The sequence below is a fragment of the Marinobacter salsuginis genome (assembly GCF_009617755.1).
Lineage (GTDB): Bacteria > Pseudomonadota > Gammaproteobacteria > Pseudomonadales > Oleiphilaceae > Marinobacter > Marinobacter salsuginis.
The window spans coordinates 143,065-163,526 of sequence record NZ_BGZH01000003.1 but is presented as its reverse complement, the minus strand read 5'-3'; the positions used below and the strand labels follow the sequence as shown (position 1 = coordinate 163,526).

General features: G+C 48.6%; 10 protein-coding genes. 2 read left to right on the top strand and 8 right to left on the bottom strand.

Annotated elements, in window-relative coordinates:
* Positions 1 to 3: 3 nt before the first annotated feature.
* Positions 4 to 840: a phosphoadenosine phosphosulfate reductase family protein gene (locus GJU83_RS14855; RefSeq protein WP_069185079.1), complete on the top strand. Its 837-nt coding sequence runs from the start codon at positions 4 to 6 to the stop codon at positions 838 to 840.
* A gap of 28 nt (positions 841 to 868) precedes the next feature.
* On the opposite strand, the gene GJU83_RS14850 is transcribed toward GJU83_RS14855, so the two are convergent.
* The 7 genes from GJU83_RS14850 to GJU83_RS14820 all read right to left on the bottom strand — a co-directional run bounded on the left by GJU83_RS14850 (position 869) and on the right by GJU83_RS14820 (position 18,001).
* Positions 869 to 3,826 (bottom strand): NB-ARC domain-containing protein, encoded by a 2,958-nt coding sequence (locus tag GJU83_RS14850; protein ID WP_153634634.1) that lies wholly within the window; start codon positions 3,824 to 3,826, stop codon positions 869 to 871.
* Positions 3,827 to 3,845: 19 nt separating this feature from the next.
* Positions 3,846 to 5,834: a hypothetical protein gene (locus GJU83_RS14845; RefSeq protein ID WP_069185067.1), complete on the bottom strand. Its 1,989-nt coding sequence runs from the start codon at positions 5,832 to 5,834 to the stop codon at positions 3,846 to 3,848.
* Positions 5,831 to 8,191: a sensor histidine kinase gene (locus GJU83_RS14840; RefSeq protein WP_153634633.1), complete on the bottom strand. Its 2,361-nt coding sequence runs from the start codon at positions 8,189 to 8,191 to the stop codon at positions 5,831 to 5,833. Before GJU83_RS14840 ends, GJU83_RS14845 begins: the two co-directional genes overlap by 4 nt.
* Before the next feature lie 62 nt (positions 8,192 to 8,253).
* Positions 8,254 to 13,590 (bottom strand): FtsK/SpoIIIE domain-containing protein, encoded by a 5,337-nt coding sequence (locus GJU83_RS14835; protein WP_069185297.1) that lies wholly within the window; start codon positions 13,588 to 13,590, stop codon positions 8,254 to 8,256.
* Positions 13,587 to 15,119, bottom strand: a complete 1,533-nt coding sequence (locus tag GJU83_RS14830) for a hypothetical protein (protein ID WP_069185296.1) — start codon at positions 15,117 to 15,119, stop codon at positions 13,587 to 13,589. Before GJU83_RS14830 ends, GJU83_RS14835 begins: the two co-directional genes overlap by 4 nt.
* On the bottom strand, positions 15,116 to 16,948 hold the full coding sequence (locus GJU83_RS18985; protein ID WP_069185295.1) for a hypothetical protein: 1,833 nt from the start codon (positions 16,946 to 16,948) through the stop codon (positions 15,116 to 15,118). The genes GJU83_RS14830 and GJU83_RS18985 overlap by 4 nt, the downstream gene beginning before the upstream one ends.
* A 339-nt stretch (positions 16,949 to 17,287) precedes the next feature.
* Positions 17,288 to 18,001, bottom strand: a complete 714-nt coding sequence (locus GJU83_RS14820; protein WP_267313039.1) for a DUF429 domain-containing protein — start codon at positions 17,999 to 18,001, stop codon at positions 17,288 to 17,290.
* A gap of 225 nt (positions 18,002 to 18,226) precedes the next feature.
* Between GJU83_RS14820 and GJU83_RS14815 the strand changes: the two genes are divergently transcribed.
* A complete protein-coding gene (locus GJU83_RS14815) occupies positions 18,227 to 19,555 on the top strand; it encodes an NADH:flavin oxidoreductase/NADH oxidase family protein (RefSeq protein WP_069185293.1) in 1,329 nt (442 codons plus the stop codon).
* On the opposite strand, the gene GJU83_RS14810 is transcribed toward GJU83_RS14815, so the two are convergent.
* On the bottom strand, positions 19,542 to 20,360 hold the full coding sequence (locus tag GJU83_RS14810) for an SDR family NAD(P)-dependent oxidoreductase (protein WP_069185292.1): 819 nt from the start codon (positions 20,358 to 20,360) through the stop codon (positions 19,542 to 19,544). The genes GJU83_RS14815 and GJU83_RS14810 overlap by 14 nt on opposite strands.
* Positions 20,361 to 20,462 lie beyond the last annotated feature (102 nt).

Here is a 20,462-nt window from a genome sequence, read left to right as displayed (position 1 = left end):
GTTATGGCGTTGAAAGAAAAGCACGTTTTAGGTTTGTCTGGTGGTAGAGATAGTGCTGCGCTTGCTGTGTATATGCGACAGCACCATCCTGAAATTGATGTCGAGTATTTTTTCACCGATACAGGGAAAGAGCTTCCAGAAGTTTACGAATACCTGGGAAGACTGGAAGGATTTCTGGGCAAAACAATACATAAACTGAATCCCGATCGTGATTTTGATTTCTGGTTAAAGCAATACAATGATTTTTTACCCTCCGCCCAGACCAGATGGTGTACGCGTCAATTGAAGCTGAGACCTTTCGAGCAGTGGGTTCGCCCCATGCTTGATGAGGGAATGACCATTTATAGCTATGTAGCTATTCGTGGCGATGAGGAGTATCGAGAAGGTTATGCGTCCAAAGATAAGAATTTGGTCGTTAAGCTCCCCTTTAAAGATGCCGGCATCGACAAGGCCGGTGTTCTCGATATCCTAGAAGGGGCTGGCTTGGGGCTACCAAAATACTACAAATGGCGCACCCGAAGCGGCTGTACGTTTTGCTTCTACCAGCAGAAAATTGAATGGGTTCGGCTGATGGAGCAGCACCCAGAAGCATTTGAGGAAGCGAAATCCTACGAGAAGGATGCTGTTGAACATGGCTCCCCTTTTACCTGGAGTCAGGGTGAATCTTTGGAGGAGCTATCTAAGCCGGAGCGTGTGGAGCAAATCAAAGAAGGCCATGAGCAGCGTCTTGCGAGACAGGAGAGTATGTCCCAGCCGAATCCTCTTCGTTCTGATAGCGAGCCACTAGATATCGATGACCTTTATGGGAACGCTAAAGGTTGCCTTGCGTGTCATAAATAAATGCATAGCTGTTTGATATGGGAGGACGTTATATTGTGCTCAATCTGAATTTTGAGATCGTACTAATTAATTCGATATGATCTGGAACGCCCTCCTTGTAGTTAAAAATAAACTGTTTTATGCGTTTTGAGTCCGCGGTTCTAAAACTCCAGCGTTTCTCGAAATATAGAGAAAGCCAGTCAGTGAATCTCATGACTTCATGAGCCCAGTCATGCGCCGTACATGCAATTTTCATCAAGCTGTCTAGTGTTTCGTGTGCTATTTGGCCGGTTTCCAGGGCATCAACTTCTGCCTGAGAAACTAAGACCCCTATATGAAATAACATATCGAGAATCATTACAGGAAAGGCTTCATCTGGGCTTCTATCGCCATGTTCAATTTGCTTTGCTAACTCTCTTGTCGTGGAGTTCGCAAGGTCAGTACATATTGGGCGAAATTGTTCAGATTGCCTGGTTAAGCTAATTAGAATTATTGTTCCGAATAGCTTTCTGATAATCCCAATGCAGAACTGGTGGTTTAACGGTTTGTTTAGAGCAAAGGTGTTCAGGATGTCGGAGCGAATATCTGAAAGCGCATGATCGACTAAATTCGTATCTAAATGGTTGAGAATTTCAGGAATGTAAGTTTCAAGAAACGTATATCCCAGCTCTCCAACTGCGTTGCTCAAGTACTCTTCCATGTGGACAGAGTGGAATATTTTGATAGCCTCAAAATACAGTTTTGAAGCGGACTCATGATTTCCCAAATACGCCTCACAATTTGCGATTTGATGGAGAGTCTGGCCACGATTTACAGGTATTGAGGCTCCTCTTTCATGGTCGAGGGCATGGCAGTAGGCAGTTTTTGCTTCTTGATACCTTTTCTGGGATAACAAAGAAAAACCAGCGATTCGTAAGGCATCGGCAATATTATTATGTGTATCTTCGCATTCTTCGGTGTCATTGGGGCTGGATCGATAAGACAGATGACTACGATAGCCTTCAAGTGCAAGCCGAGCATGTTTTTCTGAGGAGCGAAAGTCACCTAACCTTTGAGCGGCAATGGCTTGCGCCATCGCTAGATCAGGAAAGGATCTTGGGGATTCGATCGAACTCTCTATCTTTTCGACTAACTTAATGCCCGTGACTGTTAGCGAATCATCTTGGCTACGCGCAGCTAACGCCATAAATTGTGCACAAAGACTTGATGCCTCAATGATATTCGAAGATCGGAGCGCTATGTTTGCGGCATCAAACATAACCTTTGCTCCTTGCTCAGGAAGCCTGGACACAAAGAAATATCGCATTAAAGATCGAGCTATAGACACCGCGATCTTTGCTATTTCTTGGTCGCGATCTCTTTCTTTTGCTAGTTTCAGTGTTCCTACAAGGTTCGCCAATTCCATTTCATAGCGAGACATTATATAACTCAACTCTTCGGGAGAATCATAGTTTATTTCCCATACTGCAACCATCACTCCAAATTCACGTACTGTTTCACGAACAACTTCTTCAAATTCTTCGGCGTCCTCGAATTTTGCTCGACTCATTACGAACTGCCGAACTGGGCTAAGTAAAATAGTCCGACTGAGCCTTTCGTTAATGGATGTGCTCGATAAAAAATGCCAGCGGCGCAATGTTGCCATAGAGTCAGCTGGGGAACTCGAATATCTAAAGTTTGATTCTAGGTGGTCTGTGAGAAATCCTGCTGGAGCTAACGCCAAGGTCCAAAGCAGCTTTTTGCAATCGACGGATAGCGTTGAGTATGCAGTATCAAGGCAAAGGTTCAGAGATGTCTTCCGGTCATAATGGTGTCTTCCAGGATACCGGAACGCTTCGCCACCATGTTCTTCTATGGCGGCCAGGGCCTTAGCGACGCCTCCATAATAACTTGCCAGAGCCCCAGCAAATTGAATTACTAGCGGATGTCCGTCGCAAAGTGCCAATAGCTTATCTGTGGCAACATAATCAACTTCGTCGGTGTGTGGAAAAGAATGTTTTAGTAAAGATCGACTAGAAAGATCATCTAGTTCGTGGAGTTCGAAGTAACTATCGCTCCGGAAGCGATATAACTTCGCTTGGCTTGTTATAATTATTTGAGTCCTATAAGTGCTCTCAGATATTTTAAATATGATGTCTTCGAAGGTCTCAATCTGACCAAAGCTGTTTTGTTCAATTCCATCAAATACAACGCATGCTCGAATATCATCGAGTCGGCTAAAGATGGCTTCCTTGTCACATGCACTGCCGTCTTCAGATAATGCCGTTTGAAAAGCGACCATCAAATCTTCGATATCTGCAAATTGTTCGACATTAAACCACAGGACGCGACGTTCTATATTAGATTTCCAAAGAGCTTGCTTTAATAACTCAGATTTGCCAATACCACCAACCCCACTTATTACAGCCGATTCATTGAGTTGAATTTTATCTATAAGGTTTTGCAAATCATTTTTTCTGCCAAAGAATTTATTAGCACATCGTGGGGGCCGAAATGTGTCAAAGTTCTTTGCAAATTTAGCTGTAAGCCTATACCGCGTCCGCTCTACAAGAGTATTCTTGATATTTTGAAGTTCGGCACTCGATAAACTCTGGTGTGAGTCATGCTCACGATGACAATTTGAACAAATGCGAATCAGGTTATTCGGGTGGTGGGACCTGGTTGTGGCCCATGAAAGTATATGAGCTGTATCAACGCCAGCTCCCGAACCGCAACGGGCGCATTGGTTTAGGCTCTCGGCTCTTAAATGATCTAATATTGCTTTGGGGATTCCGGGGCGAGGTTCGTTGGGAGCGGTCCAAGGCCCCGATAGTAGGTCGTCGAATGCAATTAACTCATTCTTCTCGAACCAGGTCTTACCGTCACGTTCGATAGTTTTTAGATTGCGAAGACCGCTAGCCTTAGCGAAGTTTTGTTTTGTAAACTGAAATATAAGCTCAGTTGTAACCCCAAGATAAATGGCGGCCTCGTTAGGAGTAAGAAACTTTTTGGTGCCGCCATCAAGCACAGTATTTTCCCTTTATTCGCTATTCAAAATCAGTATGTGATTCAATAAGGCCGCTTCTAACTGCAGAATCAAATCCTGGTGTGTCCTGCTGGATTTGGTCTTTAATCAAAACAATTATCCCCGCTTTTGGAACTTCTTTTCTATCTAAAGCAACGGAATACCCGTCGAAGTTCCAAGCAATTAAACCTATTTGGGGTATTTGACGATTTTGGGTATAAGACTGTATGAAAGACCATTTATCTTTTTTTGCATCTTTAAGATCGATACCTTCAGTTAACATTCTCCTGAGATCTTCAGAAGTCTGGAGGTGATGTAGAGCTGGCTTCGTAGGTCCAGGTACATGCTCTTTACGTATTGTGGCATATGCATCGATGACACTATCACAACAGTGATCAGTCATGATAAGTCGGAGTATGGATTTTCCGCCCTGATCCCGTCCGACAAAACAAACTGCTCCTTCCTCTAGAGCTGGTACATCAAGTTTCGTTGGGACAGTATCTATATTGGGATAATAGATTTCGACTCGTACTGGGAATGTGGCTGGGAGAGCCGCTATTGTTCCGACTCTACCCAGTCCTGAAAGCACCTGCTGCTGTAATTCTAAGGCGTGCGCCTCACGTAACCTAGCGGCCACTACCAAGTCTCCAGCTTCAATCACCCTCTGTAGTTGCTCATATGAGACTGTGTCGATATGTTTTAAATTCCATTTTATCCACTTCAACTCATTGTTTAGGCGAATTGCGGGTGTTCGAGTGTCATCGTTATATGACCAGTCTTTAACGCTCAGCGGATTAGCGGTTCCAACGAGCAACAAGACTCTGGGTACGCCGCAACGCTGAAGGTCACATGCAGGTGTAAGAATCAGAAGAACATTCTCTGTGGTTAGGTCAACGAGGAGTGCCGTTTTCAGGCTGTCAATCTCAGCATCCTCAGTGATTTTCAGAATATCCCCAAAGGCGACGGGGGAGTCTAACGCTCCCGGTAACTTTAATCTTTCAGTATTCTGAGTAAGAAGTCGCTCGACTAATTCCTGTAATTCTGGTGAACCCGCTACGTAGGGAGACGGATGGCTTACGGCTGAAAACTGATTTAGTTCAACCGCGGAATTTATTATGCCAGAGTCACGCTCAATCTCGTGTTGAAGTACTCGGTCAAAAATATCAACTAGGTAGCTTCCTGTGGGTTCTCCTTCGACGTCTAACAGAAGCTGTTGAATTTGGCCAATATCTGAGAGACGCAATCGGCGTAACAACCCAAGGGTTCTACTTGTCGCCTCATGCATGCCTTTTTCTAGGTTAAAGAAAAAGCTAGCGAGCCTTTGTGAATCTAAAGCGTTCTCCGCTAGGCGTTTAAGTTGTCGCTCAAGATAATCCGTATTCTCCAAATCACTTTTTTTAATGATTCGGAATGCTGAATCCAACAAGCCAACATCATCTCGAAATTCTTCCCTCTTTAGTTCGAGGCGATGGCTGCGTGACATTAGAATCACAAGAGGTGGAGTTTCCCGTCTAGAGTCAAGAGCTTGCCTCAATTTCCTCTTTGATTCTCTGAGCGAGTGGTCATCTTGTGTTTTGTCAAAAAACAAATCGATTAAGATTAGATCGGCAGTTTGAGCTAGGTCATTAAAGTCTCGCCCGGATTTATCGCATTCGAGTCCTAACTTCTTCAGTTTGCTCTCTGCAAGTTCAATGTATTTTTGATCAGATTCTTGGTCGCCAATATACGACGCAAAGATTGTCTCACAGATAGCACCGAGCTCGTCCCGCAGCTTCCAGATCGTTGCAACGTATTCATCATCAGCAATAAGTTCATCGAAACGTCGATATGCGGCAGAAGGGTAGTAATCAGAGATCTTTTTTCGATGCTCTTCTTCAAGATCATCGTTGAATATCGGCCAAGCGTCATTGCTGGGATCTATGTCATTTGCCGTTGGGACAGAGTCACATGCGTCATCCACAATTAGCGCTCGCCTAATTCCATTTTCTGAAAGCAGGTCATGTAAGCTCACACTTCAGCTCCTTTTGGTAGCTCCAAAATAAAGCGATGCAAGCGACCTGTTTGAGGGTTGCGCTCTTCATCTAGCTCTAATGTTCCGCCGTGATATTCTGCTGAATCACGTGCGATGTAGAGACCGAGTCCGCGCCGTCGCCGATTATCTTTAAGAGAAAAAAACATCTTGAAAATTTGCTCTCGGTTTTCGGGCGCAATGCCTCGTCCATTGTCTTCAAAGGTCATTGTTGGAGGACCACTAGACAGTCCAATGCTAATTTCAGCTTTAAATGATGGCTCGCGTTCTGTACGCATATCTAGCCAATAGGTGGAGTTTGAAATAAGGTTTTCAATAACTTGTATAAGCATGCCTTTTACAGCACGGACACGTAATGGTTGTTCTGGGAGGTCCAACTTCACTGCGATCTTGTGCCGTTTGAACTGGGCTTCATGGGCTTCTACCGCTTCTCTGATCGCTGCGTCAAGTGAAAAAACCTCCGTTCTCTGTCGGCCGGAAACGCTCAGTGGGTCCAATACTCGGACTCGTTTACCGACGCTCTTCATCTCTGCCTGTAACGTTCTAAAATAGCTTTGCAATCGAGCAGGAACATCATTCCCCTTGAGATTGGAGAGCGCCGTGAGCGCATTCTCCGAAGCCCGCGCTAGTTCGTGCGCAACTACTTCTACCATCAATCCCACTCCGGCCATTTCAACCATCTGCCGGCTTTCTTGTTCAACTTGCTCAATCCGTTTTCGTGCCTGTGAAGCGAATTCAGAAAATTCGAATAGGGTCTGCTGCAGCCCTTCTATTGCTTCTTCGCCTTCAGGTGGTGTAATACGCTTTAACTTCTTAATTGCGGTGCGGGCACGATCTTCAAGCTTCATCACTTTTTCTTGTGCATCAGAGAGATCGACTTTTTGGTTTTTGTATTGTTTCTCAATGTCTCGCATGAACATACCAAGCCGATCTTGGATGGCATATCGTAAGATCTGTAGAAGTACATACTCCTCTGAAGTCTCACGTAATCCCTCGCGATTAGTCTGGTCAACTAACATTGGGTTAGCAGTTCGTGAGATATTTACGCGGCCTATAAATTGGGTTTTATTAAGAGTATATCCCGATCTTCGCAAGGCTTTCCGGTCAAGCTCTAACCAATCATCATCGTCTTCACCGTATGGAAAAACTCTGAACCTGTCACGAAATAAAAGTATTCCTGACCATTTTTGTTGCACTTGTCTGACGGCTCGCTGATCGCCAATCGAGTCGATAGTAGATAGCCGGCGTCTATTGTACCAGTGGGCCTCGAAAGTAAAGGGACCGACTGAACTGAGTGCGGAATCATCTATGGGGCCGTCCTTACCGATTATAGCGGCTTGAAGATCCTCTATTGGTAGCTTTAAAGTTTGCCGCTCAACCGGGTGCTCAAAACCAAGGCTAAGTGCTTCAAAGCTACATGTAAGAACTGGTGAGTTATCGAGAATTTCGTAAACACCGGTCACCCGAGCATGGGCGGCGTCGAGTATGGAGTTCGACATGAAAGGAACTGTTATGCGCTCATTGTTCCAATAGATCGCAATCCGAGGTCTTGATCCTGCATCTGCGAACGGGTCTGTTAGCCGAGCAAAATCATATTCAGCCAATTCTTTTACTCGGGTTTCAGTCCAATTCTCAAGAAGATCACTAATAATTATTGAGGTGCCTGACCAATCATTTGTTGGTTTAGGGGCGCCGGCTTCTGGTGCTACAGGTATCTGATCGAGCATGGCATCGATATCAGTAAATTTGGCCCAATCAATTTCTAGCAAGTTGATATGTGTATCGGATGTTTTCGCGGTTTCGACTCTCAGACGTTCTCCTAGTCTCATTGCTGATAGGCGGCCAATACCTTTTTCGCCTAGGTAGGGGCTTTCCTTATCACCGCGATCCAGAGCCGCCTCGACCTCTTTTTTACGTGAAGATGTGCCAATTACTAGGAAGCTACGCTCCAAATCATCCAAGGACATTCCATCACCGCTATCAGATATGGTGATAGTGTTAAACTTCTTTTGGGCACTTTCCAATAGTTGAGACAAAGAGGCAGTTGACGTGGCCTGATCAATAGTTTTGCCAAAGTCTTCCCTAGCTCTTGCACTAGCCGCTTGGGAAAGCTCGGATTTTATTTGAGCTTTTAATTCATCCAGGTTTTCATCAGAGGAAATTTTATTTTGAATGCGTAAATAAGCACGTTTAGGGAGCACAATATCAAATCGGACATCAACGCCGCTCTTGGTACGTGCATCAAAACCGTTTTTGATAAGCTCGTAAAACGCTATAATGTCAGAGCTAATAAGTTCAGAGCCAAGCTCTAATACCGTTCTCGCGGAGATTCTGAACAAGTAATGTGCCCCTATAGTATGTTTCTGACAATCGGCTCGTCACCAACCATTATTTTCGACAATTAATCTTTTTTTCTTGCTTCAGCAATTATTTGTGCAACGTCAGCGATCTCTTCTTCAGACGCGAAAGGTACCTGAGCTAGGATAACTGATCCTTCCCCCGACAGCTTAGCCGCCAGATGGCCTCGCCCTAAAAGCCTCTCAGCACCGGGTTCATCGAGAACCAGCATAGAGTTCCGTTTGTCAGCGACCTTCAAAACCAGCCGGTTAGTCAAATTCGCTCTTAGCTGCATTGGTAGAGCGACTTTGTCGGGTCGTTGTGTGATTAAAATGAGGTTTATGCCAGCAGCACGTGCTTTGACACCTAGGCGACTTGCGTTCAGATCGACGGCATCTCGGTACTGATCAATCATCATCCAATCCGCCAACTCGTCGTGGAACAACCAAATTCGCGGTAGCTGCTCGGACGGTGCCACTTTACGGTTGTAATTATCCAGTTTGGTAACACCCGCGTCTGCCAATAGCCGATTCCTTCGTTCCATTTCGGCCACTAACTCTTCCAGCGCCTGAACAGCTGCCTCTTGGGTAGTAATGAGATCCCCATCAAGATGAGGCATATTGCGAAGCCAAGGAAAATCTATCCCGGCTTTTGGATCAATCATGCGAATGCGGGCTTTTTCTGGAGAATTAGTCGCACAAATATCTAATAGGAGTGACTGCACCAGCACACCTTTACCGCTCCCGGTCTCACCGGCAATCAAGGTGTGAGGTCCGTGCGGTTGAAGCCCTCCAAATTCGTTGCCGACGTTCAGATACAGGATTTCGCCGTCAGACTCCTTAGCTCCGAGCAGCAAACTGGTGTTTGACTCCGGCGCCGTAGAGGGAAGTTGGCGCCTACGCCATAGATCCTGTAACCGCAGTATTGCCCTATGTGGTCGCTTTACCATAATGATAACTTCCATCGGCGCAGCCATTACGTTAATGACATCGACCGCGTGCGAGGTAAGCAATTCTTGTCGCTTCTTTTCGACCTTGGGAATCGTAAGATCGTCTGAGCCTCTGAAGCGAACTAGGGCGGCGTTTGGTGTAAGCCGAGCACCTATTAGTTCGGCAGTCATGTCATACCCGCGCAAAGCTCGCTGTAAAGCTTTTACTGTGTTGTCCAGCCAGGCTTTAGTGTCCTCATCATCTTCCTCAGAAGCTGCTCCTGAGTTTACCCATTCTGCAAGCTGTCGCGATGGCCACATCTTTAACAATTCATCAGGAATAGTCGGTTTGGCGGCTTCGGATGTCGAATCCGGCTGAGCGGGTGCGACCTTCTTATTCGAATTGGAGGCAAGAGGTTCTTGTTCGTCTTGCATCACAGATTTTTGTGTGTCGTCAGGTGCTGGCGTTGGCTCTTTCTGATGGATGGGAGTCTCCGGCTCGGGCGTTGTCTGCGGAGTGGAAATTGTTACTGTAGAAATGAGTGCGTCATCCCACTCGTTACCGTTGGCCATGACACCGTCTTGGGAGGTTTTATTCTTCTCTGCAAACAATCGGAACATTCCAGCAACGCTGGTTTTGTCAAACACCTGCTGAGCACAGTGCGGCATACCTTTTAAAGGTGTGGCATCACCAGCATCGACATACTCATCAGTGTCGTGCACGAACACATGGGAGAAGCCTGCAAGTTGTATTGGGATCTTGTCCTGCCTGACCTCATCTGACCATTTGTGCAGGTCCCAGCCATTCATTAACGCAGGATCGAACGGCTCCATGCCTTCGATCATAAAGTCACCGATGCGATTCAACCAAATGTCTCTATCGATACGTTTGTGACTGGGGTCAATGGCTCGCCCAAGCCGAGCGACTGTCTCTTCGAGCTGTTTTGCTGATTTTTTGGCCTGCGCTCTGTACCCACCGGACGTGACAAATTTGGCTTCCGATATCGCCACTTTTAGGACAGGTTGTCCATCAACGATACGAGGTGCTATGGCCATGATATCGGCAATTTGCTCTTCGCTTTGGCCAAACCAGGACGCGAAATCATCCAAGAAATACCAGCCTATCGGCAGGTTTGAGCCTCCTAGGCTCCCCTGAATCTTCTCCATGGATAGCACGATGCCAAGTAGCTCATTCGCGTAGTGGCCGTATCGGGCAGCACGCATTACGACTTGACCGGACAGCGTGTTGGCTTGATCTATCAGTTCATCGATTACAGTTTCATTTTCGTCGGTGATCGCTGGATCTAGCCTGTCTAGTCGCTCTTTCAGAAGTACCCGCAAGAGTTTTGGCTTGGATGTGGTTGATACAACGATGTTCCGATCTACCTGTCGGTCTCGTACGTGACGAATAACACGAACCCCATTGTTGCTGAGGAGGCGGCGGTCGACCAATTCATCGAAATTTACCACCCATTCACCGATTTTATGGGTTTGGGTGAATATCTTGCCGATATCCCCATCCCGGAAATTCACCTCACGAGCAGGGATAACATTGCCTGCACGGGCGTTATCCCCGTCAAGGAACCCGTTAATGAGATTGAGGTAATGCTGGCCAGCTTCAGGCTGAACTGGGCAAGCTAGGTATACTGAGGTTGCGGTATCCGCCAGGCCGATCGGACGGCGCCGGGACCAACGTGCCGGAACATGGGGCATCAATTCTGGTTTTCTTTCACCCGGAGCTTGTTTCCAAACGAGCTGAGCGTTCCGCGCTACAACATCCTGAAGTGCAACAAGGTCTGCGGCACGATCAGTTTCGTCATCTGGAATCTTTGCGGCATCAAGAAAGCCTACACGTAATCTAGAGAGAAAATTCCTCGCCGCTTCACTGGCCATGACTGAGCCAGATTCATCGTTAACGGTAACGTTCTGTTGCTCGTAGATTCGTCGGATTCGTTGTGGCTCTGAATGCGTGAGCAAGAGGTCGCACTGAAGTTCATTCTCTTGCTCAACCTTGCTTGAGAGCTCAGAGGCCAGGGCACTTGGCAATGCTTTAGATTCGGCGTTGTACAAGACGACAGAAAAATTACTCCGCTCGTGAGGTAGTAGTTTTAGGTATTGCTCGCCGACATTGCTAAAGGCTTTCGCAGCGACACCGGGCTCAATATCAAGAGCATCATCTCCGCCGCGCCGGGATTTCCGTAGTGGGGGCTCTGCGAGTGTATAGTCGAATGAGGTACCGGCTGCGGAGAGCAGTATCGGCTGGTTGTGATCAAACCCAACGCAGACTTCGGGATAATAGTTTGCAACAAGCTCGAATTTTACCTGGGAAAACAGTAAGTCTGCACGGAAGATGTCATCTTCTTCAGCATCGAGAACATCATTGATCAGCCTTGAGGCCTGGTTTGTTTTTATACTGATCTCAGCAAGACGTAATGGGTGCCAAGGAGTAATGATGGCGGCAGGGCTTCCTGCACCCACGTTCGCCACACCGACTCGCAAAACCTCGTGCCAAAGTTTTTCTCGCGCTAGGTCATTGCTCGCATGGTCTAGCAGAGAGGCAAGCAATTCACTGTAGGCGTTAGCTTGCGAGGCAAAGGCCTCCGAGTTAATGCCTGATCCTTCACTTTTAACCCAGTCGCGAATCGCCTCAGTATAGGCAGCGAGGAATATATCGAATCGCTGTTTTATGAGTTCTGTACCTTGTGTCTCCAGAACACCGGATAGTGTATTTAGACCAGACAAAAAGGCGACGCTTCGATCGCCACTATCCCTATTGGGCGCAACGAGCTTTCCATCATTTGTATTGGTGACGTCTCTAATCGTATTAACATCATTCAAGTCGATACGCTGAATGCTTCCTTTCGAACTTACTGACTGTCTGGTTATATCGGCCGTTGGAAGTAAGGCGTAATTTTCTCCCTCATTTGCCACATTCAGCAAGTCATCAGGCAGTGCTGTCGCGATAGCGTCAACCGGCATTTCCCAGTGAAACACGAGTTTTGTATTTGCTCCCGTGGGGTCTAGAACCGCCTCAAATTTAATAGATCTGGCTTCTTTGGAGCTGGATGTTGTTCTAGCAAGATCGTCCTCTACTTGGGGAAAGTAAAATTCCATAAGTTTCCCGAAATCTATTTCGACCTTGTCACCTAGGGCTTTTTGCAGACCCCGATATCGGAAAGCGAAATATCGCGCAACCTTCGCGTTTTTCCCTCTCCAGAAACTTTTCTCTCGGCTGTTGGGAATGCGAATCGTCAGTTTCTTTTCGTTGAGTTCATCGTCACTAACTCGTCGACGCAAACCATCTAGCGTCTCGAGTAATCCGACCAAGAAGTCTTGGTAGGTTTGGGGATTTCGATAAATATAACGTTCCCATTTTCCTGACAGTTTTTTGTCTCGGGCTAGGTGCTCACGATGAGTTTCGAAAAAGGCCTGTAGGTCTTCCGAAGGTTCTTTAGGGAAAGCGCTTGCAAGCAGCTCGCGCTCTTCTTCCTCAAGTAAGTCATCGAATTCGTCATCAAAAAACTTGGTCGTTTCTTCGCCGAGAGGCTGAGAGGATTTTTTTGTAATCCCCTCAAAGAGATCAGAAATCGAGCGCCAATCGAGTTCGACCAAGCCTTTCTGCGCATCGGACCATTTATCGATTCGTAAATCGGCATCAAGGAAAGCTTTGATCGCTTGGCGTTCTGATGGGTCTAGGCGCTCAGAGAGTTCTTCGAAATTGGTGCGAAGTTGCTCACGAGGAATCGGCTCGCCTTTTTCAGTTTCCTGGACAAGAAGGGGGCGCACTTTGCTATGAAGCGCCCTAAATATTTTGTTCCATTCACCGGCGTGATTTCGTTTCTTTTCTGGAATGCGGTCAAAGTAACCTGAATACCTCGGCAGTCTCAGGCTAGGAAGGGCGTTATCAATTGCTTTTTGGAGAGGTAGGCCCGCGGAAACAATTCCTTCAGCAACAGCAATAACAAAATCCGCGTACGTTTCAATTGTTCGTGCTGCGTGAGATTGGTTTGCTGCTTTCAGTGCAGTCAACAAATGTTCTCGTCTAACGGAGTCCAAATAGACTGATGTTAACCCGGCTTGATCGATCCAGGCGTCATAACAGTTTCTCAGTGTATCAGTTTCAATTTTTGTTACTTTTTCAACACTTTTGTCGTTGCGCTGGAGTTCTTCCTGCGAAGCCGCAAAAAGCACTGCTCGAGTGTTATCAGGCAGTCGGCAATGGCGCCAATGAGTTATAGATTGATTGCTTCTTGCATCCGTTGGCAGGTCATCATCCGGATCAAATAAGCTAGAAACCTTAACTGAAACGGAAGAAGCCGTATCAGAATCAGCTAATACGGCCTGTGAGATAGAGCGCACGAGTGATGGCTCTAGCCCGAGCATGCAGAAACGCATTGAGCCATCGGTTTCTTGGTCCAAATGAACTTTGATGAAATCAAGAGCGACGGCTGCGATGAGTTCGTTTCGTGTCATTTGCTGCTCCTAAAAGGGTTCTCAACGTATGCGCAATCATCTGATAAGCGACGCAACAACCCTAAAGTTCTCAGGCGCTGCTCCAAGCGCTGGGCGTTCTGCATAAAGGCATTCTGATCGGTTGGAAGAGTTCCAAAAGCTCTTTCTGCTTCGTTCGCGCCAATCACCAGTCTGAAGCGATCATAAAGCTTGGAAAGAAACCGGTGATATTCTTCGCGGCCCTCGTCCACAACACACATAACTAGTGCTTTGAGCAATGAGTCGTCCGGCGAGTACCAGGTGCCTGCACCTCTTCGCGATACCGCCAATCCAATCTGTCTTGCCCATTCCATATGTACCTTTCCAACGTGCTGTTGGTGACGATTTTCCGCGTACTCTCGAAGCGCTTCAAAGATCGTTTCTGGATCACCGGAAGGTACACCGTCAGCCGGATCCCATTCGTACCTCTCAGTGAGATATTCTCGTGCGGCGTCGGCAGGAGCCCTTGCGTTCAATGCCTCATTCCAACGGTCGTCTTCTTTGGCCGCTTCGATGTATGCACGAACTGCGCGTGTGGATAACATTCGGTTCGCTCCGAAGTTTTCCTTTGAAAGCTCGAAAAGAGTCGTTCTTCGAGGTGAGGCTATTTCCAGCACGAATCTGGGCTCACTTGTGTCCCCAACTTCTTCATTCGCTCTTCTCAGCATATAAAGAAGCATGTGCAAAGATGAGAGGCGCATTAGCGGATCAAGCAGTGCTTCGCCGGATAGGTCCAAATTAAGAAGCCGAGTCCATGTTTCGGCTAGGTCTCCATACTCAGTGCGCTCTGCAAATGGTAGATACCCAATCGTACTTGATACAAGGTTTGAGTCGATCTTGTATCCCTCGGGGAGCAGTGCACGAACAACGCGATTCCAAGTTTCATCTTGGCGCAGCAGTTTTTCTGAAATCATCGTGGCGAGTTCTTTACCTTTGCCACTGCGGTTAAGCATCAGGTAAAGGAGTTCGCCACTTCTGGCAAAGAAACGTCTGTCCGGGCTTCCATTTACATTTGCCGGCAAGTCCGCATAAAGGCAGTTCGGGCCGTAAGGAAAAAGAAAGCGAGATGTCCACCGTCGCTGGCGGTGCGGTTCTATTGCCGTGGTCTGGAAAAGCTCAACTACTCGGGAGAGACGTGAAAATGAGCCAAAACGGTCTTCGAGGTAGCTGAAGTCATCGTCCGAGGAAAAAGCTTTCAACCACGCTCGCCACCTTTCGGAATCGGATTCATAATTGTCTTCAACAAACCGGATGTGAGGGTTGTTGAAGATCAATTGCCGTAGTGGAACTAGACGTGGGATGTGGTAGCTGAACGTTTCGTGCGAGCCATCACCTCGGTTTTCATTTAGAGCTTTGTCTTCTGAAAGCCTAGATTGAAAAATCGCAAGAAACTCTAAAAACACGAGCCATGGAGTTTGGTCGTTGTATAGTCGGTGTCCCCAGATGGCTTCGTCAACCCAAACATTAACATCGCTTCTGTACTTTGCAGGAGCCTCAAGACGTCTATTCATGAGTCCACCCTTATTCGCACGTTATCTGGATGCGCTCGGCCACGCTCATCCACCGTAAGTGCTTGTAAATTGATTTCACCGTGAGATGGCTCTTCACCGATCAAGTGGTCGAGCCTGGTGATCAGCCTCAGTTTAAAGTCGAGGAAATCCTCATTGCATTGGCGGGAGAAGCTGGCAGGCAAACTGCCACTTGCTACACGAATCAGGTACTCAAAATGGGTAAGCTGAAGGTTGAGGCTATCAACGACTCCATCACCGTCCGCCGTAGGATCGACAATTTGCAAACATGGCGTTGCTTCATCGCTAGCCAATGCAAAATTGAGGTAGGGATCTCTTCTATTTTTAGTCGTTGGCAAATCATAATTTAGAAGAGACGCGATTCGACCACGACCATCACCACCTGAAGATGCGAGATATAGCTGAGTTCCCTCGTCAATCATCATGCCGCAAAAGGTTCTGTTAAGTCCGCGAACAAGCAGTTCCCTCGTCCGCGATGTGTCGCCGGTGCCTTTTAGGTTCGCAATAAATTCCAGAAACTGACCCGAAGCTTGGTATACCGTTAATCGCCAAGGATTAAGGGAGCTTTCTACAGGGAGGGAAAAGAAGAGTCTTTGTCGTTGTCTTGAAAGCGCCCGCATAAATTCGTTTATATCTTCTCGGGCTCCTTCGAGGTAATCACGCAAGAAAGGCTCATACGCGCGCGCGCCATAATAGGAGTCATTGGATACGAACTCAGTGTAGAGCTTTGAGTCATTGTACGAGCCGTAAATGAGCAAGTTATCAAATTTATTGTCTGTTTCGCGGCCAATGCCGAACGCTTCGAGAATGTTGAAAACCTGATATTGCTGCCGTTGTCGTTCGGGGAGATTCGCCCCAAACACATTCGCATAGGGGTTTGTTAACCGATAGTCTTCATTTTTCGCCCGATTTTGGGCTGCGCGACAGGTCAAAAGAACTCGACCGTTCTTTCGATCCCCCAAAATTATATTTACGCTGAGAAGGAGTAGGTCTCGGATAGGGATATGCATGCGGTTAGCACGCCCAAGCTTCATCAATTCTCCCAGTCGGCTACGAAAGACCGCTCCTTCACCATCATTACGAAGCCGTTCTCGGTTTATTCGAATGGGGCAAGTCGTAGAGCCGTCACTTTTCAAAAGTTCGCAGCCTTCACAGTTCGACCACTGTGGGTGTTCGACGACTTGTTCTATTAGTTCGTAAAAATGCTCAGACGCGTCAAGACGGCTAAGGTTGTATAGGCGCAGGTTTAGAGCAGGATCTTTTGTTCGTTCCTCAACAAGCATGTCCTCGACGATTTTGAATATCTTGTGCTCTTCGTCTCCCTGGCTATCTGACCAATCACGCCAACTTGCGAGAAGCTGACCATCGTTCGCGGCAACAAGGTATACGGTCTCGGTGTCCCGGCCTGCTACCGAGGATGCTAAATCGGCCAATACATTGGTTTTTTCTTCCGGTGTTAGTTCGCTTAAGTCTTTAACAATGGTTAACTTTTTTCCTGATGCGGGAAGCGTAAGTGAAACAACTTTTTCGCCCGCATTCCATTGATTTGAGTCGCCGCCTAAAGCCGACCAGGCTTGGCGGCAATGGAAGGTTTTTCCATCGCCAGCGGTTCCAGTGAGAATGATGTTTCGAGGCTCAGCAGATTCAAAATTCTCTTCAACCTTGCTTGATCTTGCTGGTTCGATTTGAATTGCTGGTTCAATCCCATGGCGCTCGATTTCAGTCTGGATCAACTCGTCATACATGTTATCGCCGGCCGGAATAGGGCCATAGTGGCGAAGGAATGAGATCAATCCATTGGAAAAGCTCATTGGTAAGGACTCCCGAGGCGGCAATGGAGGGAAAAGAGGAACTTATCGATTAAATTTTGAGTGCAGGGCGTTGCGGCGTTTGGAAGGAGGTCTGTGTTTTCCGAATGGCATGACTATCACTCCGCTGTCTCCTAGACATTCCAGCCAAACGTTATGCAAACATTATCCGCACCTACGTTTTCTATAAGATTGGATTGAATCCCTTTGGCGGTACAACAGTTTGGCCCAGAATCAAGACGTTAGTGGTGATGAAGGCAAATGTCCAGAGTTTCACTGAGTCGGCATTGTTTACTTTCCTCGAAAGTCTGAGTTTGGCAGACCGCGTCAGATGTTTTGTTATCAGGGTGAATTGCCGCAGTCAGGTACCACCACATAGCCGTCTTCGATATCACCAAAGATCTTCTGCAAATGGCCGGATTGATACAGAGCTGCCATATACAGGCAGACCATTGCATCAAGCACGTCTTCATTGTGTTTGAGCGCGCGACCTCGAAGGCTGGCAATATGCTCCGGGTCAAAAAAGTGGCGCAAATGATCTGGAATGCTGAGCTCGATTGATCCTGTTTCTTTCAGGCCGAGCATAAGGTCAGCGAGCTTCTGCTGCCCCTCACGCTTCGTCGCGACTCTGCCTTTCTTGTATTTCAGTCGTTCGGGAAGTTGGAATATCTCAATAAGGGCAGGGTGCGGGTAACACTCCAGTTGCCACTTCTTGCCTTGCTGGCCTAAATGCCTGAAACCACGTTGTTCCAGCTCAGTTGAAATTCGGACACCCTCAGCATTCGGGTACAGGGTAAGATTTGAGGTGTGGCAGGAAGCATGCCTTGAACCATATTCTTGGCTCAGTGATCGCTCGCAGGCCCGTTGCCCAGTTTCGTTGTTAATAATAAGTGGGCCGTCGATAGCAATTCCTTGGAGCCGCTGGGCGGATTGAAGCTCGGCTAATACCGACTGCGGGCTAAAAATTTTTTCCTTAATCTTCGTCAGTTCAAGCACAGAACCTTCGAGCTCGCCAAAGGCTATCGCTGTTGGGTTTCTTGTGCTTTGCCATGCCAAATCGATTCCCGCAAGCATTACCATCGCCGAACGACCTCTTGCACATAGCATTCCTGCGAGTTTTGCTGTGTCTTTGTATGCATCACTTTACTGGCTTTGGGCTGAGTGAAATCGGCTTTTAAGGCCGATTTTGTCGGGTAACGTGTTGAACACCATAGAATAAGATAGGTAAACGCGCATAACATGTTCCAGATAAAAACAAATTCGAATCACAAGGACGATGCCATGCTCGAATCGCCTCTAGCCACTCCTCTGAAACTCCCCTGCGGAGCAGTCCTGCCCAACCGCATCGCCAAGGCCGCCATGACCGAAGGGCTGGCAGACGATCGGCTACACGCCACCCACCGCCATGAAACCCTCTACCGCCGCTGGTCGGAAGGCGGGGCAGGTCTGTTGATTACCGGCAACGTGATGATTGATCACAGTGTGCTGGAGCGGCCAGGTAACGTGGCGATTGATCCGGCACCGGCTGAAGGAGAGCCCGAGGGAATGGCGCAGTTGCGTGCCTGGGCCGAAGCGGGCACCCGTAACGGCAACCATCTGTGGATGCAGATATCCCATGCTGGTCGGCAGTCGCCGCGGTACGTTACCACTCGTCCAATGGGGCCTTCGGCGGTTCAGCTATCGCTGATGGGTAACTATGCCCGTCCACGGGCGCTCACGGAGCCGGAGATCCTCGACTTTATCCAGCGCTTTGCCAATGTGGCCCGGATCGCCAAGGAGGCTGGCTTCACGGGCGTTCAGGTACACGGGGCTCATGGGTATCTGCTGTCGTCTTTTCTGTCGCCGGTCACCAATCAGCGCACCGATCGCTGGGGTGGGTCGCTGGAGAATCGCGCCCGTTTCCTGCTGGAGGTGGTGCGGGCGACTCGCGCTGCTGTCGGGCCGGAGTTTCCGGTGGCGGTAAAGCTGAATTCCGACGATTTCCGCAAGGGCGGCTTTTCGCTCGATGAGTCTGTGAGCGTGGTGCGCTGGCTCAATGAGGAGGGGATTGATCTGCTGGAGGTGTCCGGCGGCACCTACGAACAGCCGCGGCTGCTCGGGTACAGCGGCGATGCCGAGACTGCGAGCGACGGGCCGGCCATGCGGGAAAGCACTCGCAAGCGGGAGGCTTATTTTCTCGATTGTGCCCAGACGATTCGAGAGGTGTGCGATTGCCCGCTGATGGTCACCGGTGGATTCCGTTCGCGGGCGTTCATGGAAGAGGTGGTCGCAAATGGCGAGACCGACGTGATTGGCCTGGGCCGACCGCTCTGTACGGACCCGGATACACCCAGGGATCTGCTTGAAGGTCGCATCGACAAGACGGTCTGCTATGAGGATGACATCAAACTCGCCCAGAGCGGGCTCTTCTCACCGGCCAGTCCTTTGATGCCGTTCAAGGTGATTAACGTTCTAGGCGGCCAGGCATGGTACTACCAGCAGCTTTTCCGGCTGGCGGATGACGAACAGGCCGATCCGGACTTGGGTATCCTCAAGGCCATCGGCGCATACGTGAAGGATGAACTAAGTAGGGCTCGGAGGATGAAGAAGGCCCGCACTACCTCAAGATGATTCTCTGGATCGAGCGGGGAATAAACCGGGTAATGAATTCGCCGGCGTAGGTCTGGGGTGTCACGAGATATCGAGGTTTGGGTCTGGTCGCCTCGGCAGCTGTGACTATCTTTTTGGCGACATCCGATGCACTGGCTGTAAACGGCTTGAAGCTGGCACCCGGCGCGAGCGCTGCTTCCATGGCTTCGTACTTGTCCCGGTGCACCGCGCTCGCTTGCCCAAGCACCGGCTGCAAAGCGGCCAGGGCATGTTCTCTGAACCGGGTTTTCACGGGGCCCGGGAGCACCAGCGAGACACTCTCCAGGCTTTTGCTGCCCTGTTCATCAAACCAGAAGCTTTCGTGGGCCGTGTTCATCGCGGATTTGGCGGCACAGTAGGCGCCTTTCATTTTCTGGGGCGTCAGTGACAGAACGGAGCTTACGGCTATGACCCTCAGGGGCGTACCGTGTTGCTCGCAGAGCCGTAGGCAGACGGCGGCCAGTTTGATGGGGCCGAATACGTGGGTGCTGAATTGCTTTTGCCACATGGATTCCGACAGGTCGCTCAGCGCTCCAAACTGCCCGTAGCCGGAGTTGTTGACAAGAATAACTTGCTCCGCCTCCGCAATTTCAGCGTCCAGCGCACTGGCCAGGCCTTCAATCTGCTCGAAGGATGTAAGATCCAGCGCCAGCTCCCGATCTGCGGATTCCACGCCGGTTGGTTGTCGTGAGAGGGCGATCACCCTGTAGCCTTTTTGGGCGAACAGGGTGCAGGCCTCATGGCCAATGCCTGCGCTGGCGCCGGTTATCAGGGCTAGTTTGGTCATTGTAAACTCCGCATGGTCGTTTTGTGCCGGGAATCCCGATCCTTTTGAGCATCGTAATGCTCTCATAACCGGCGATTCTGGCATACGCTGAACAAAAGGAAA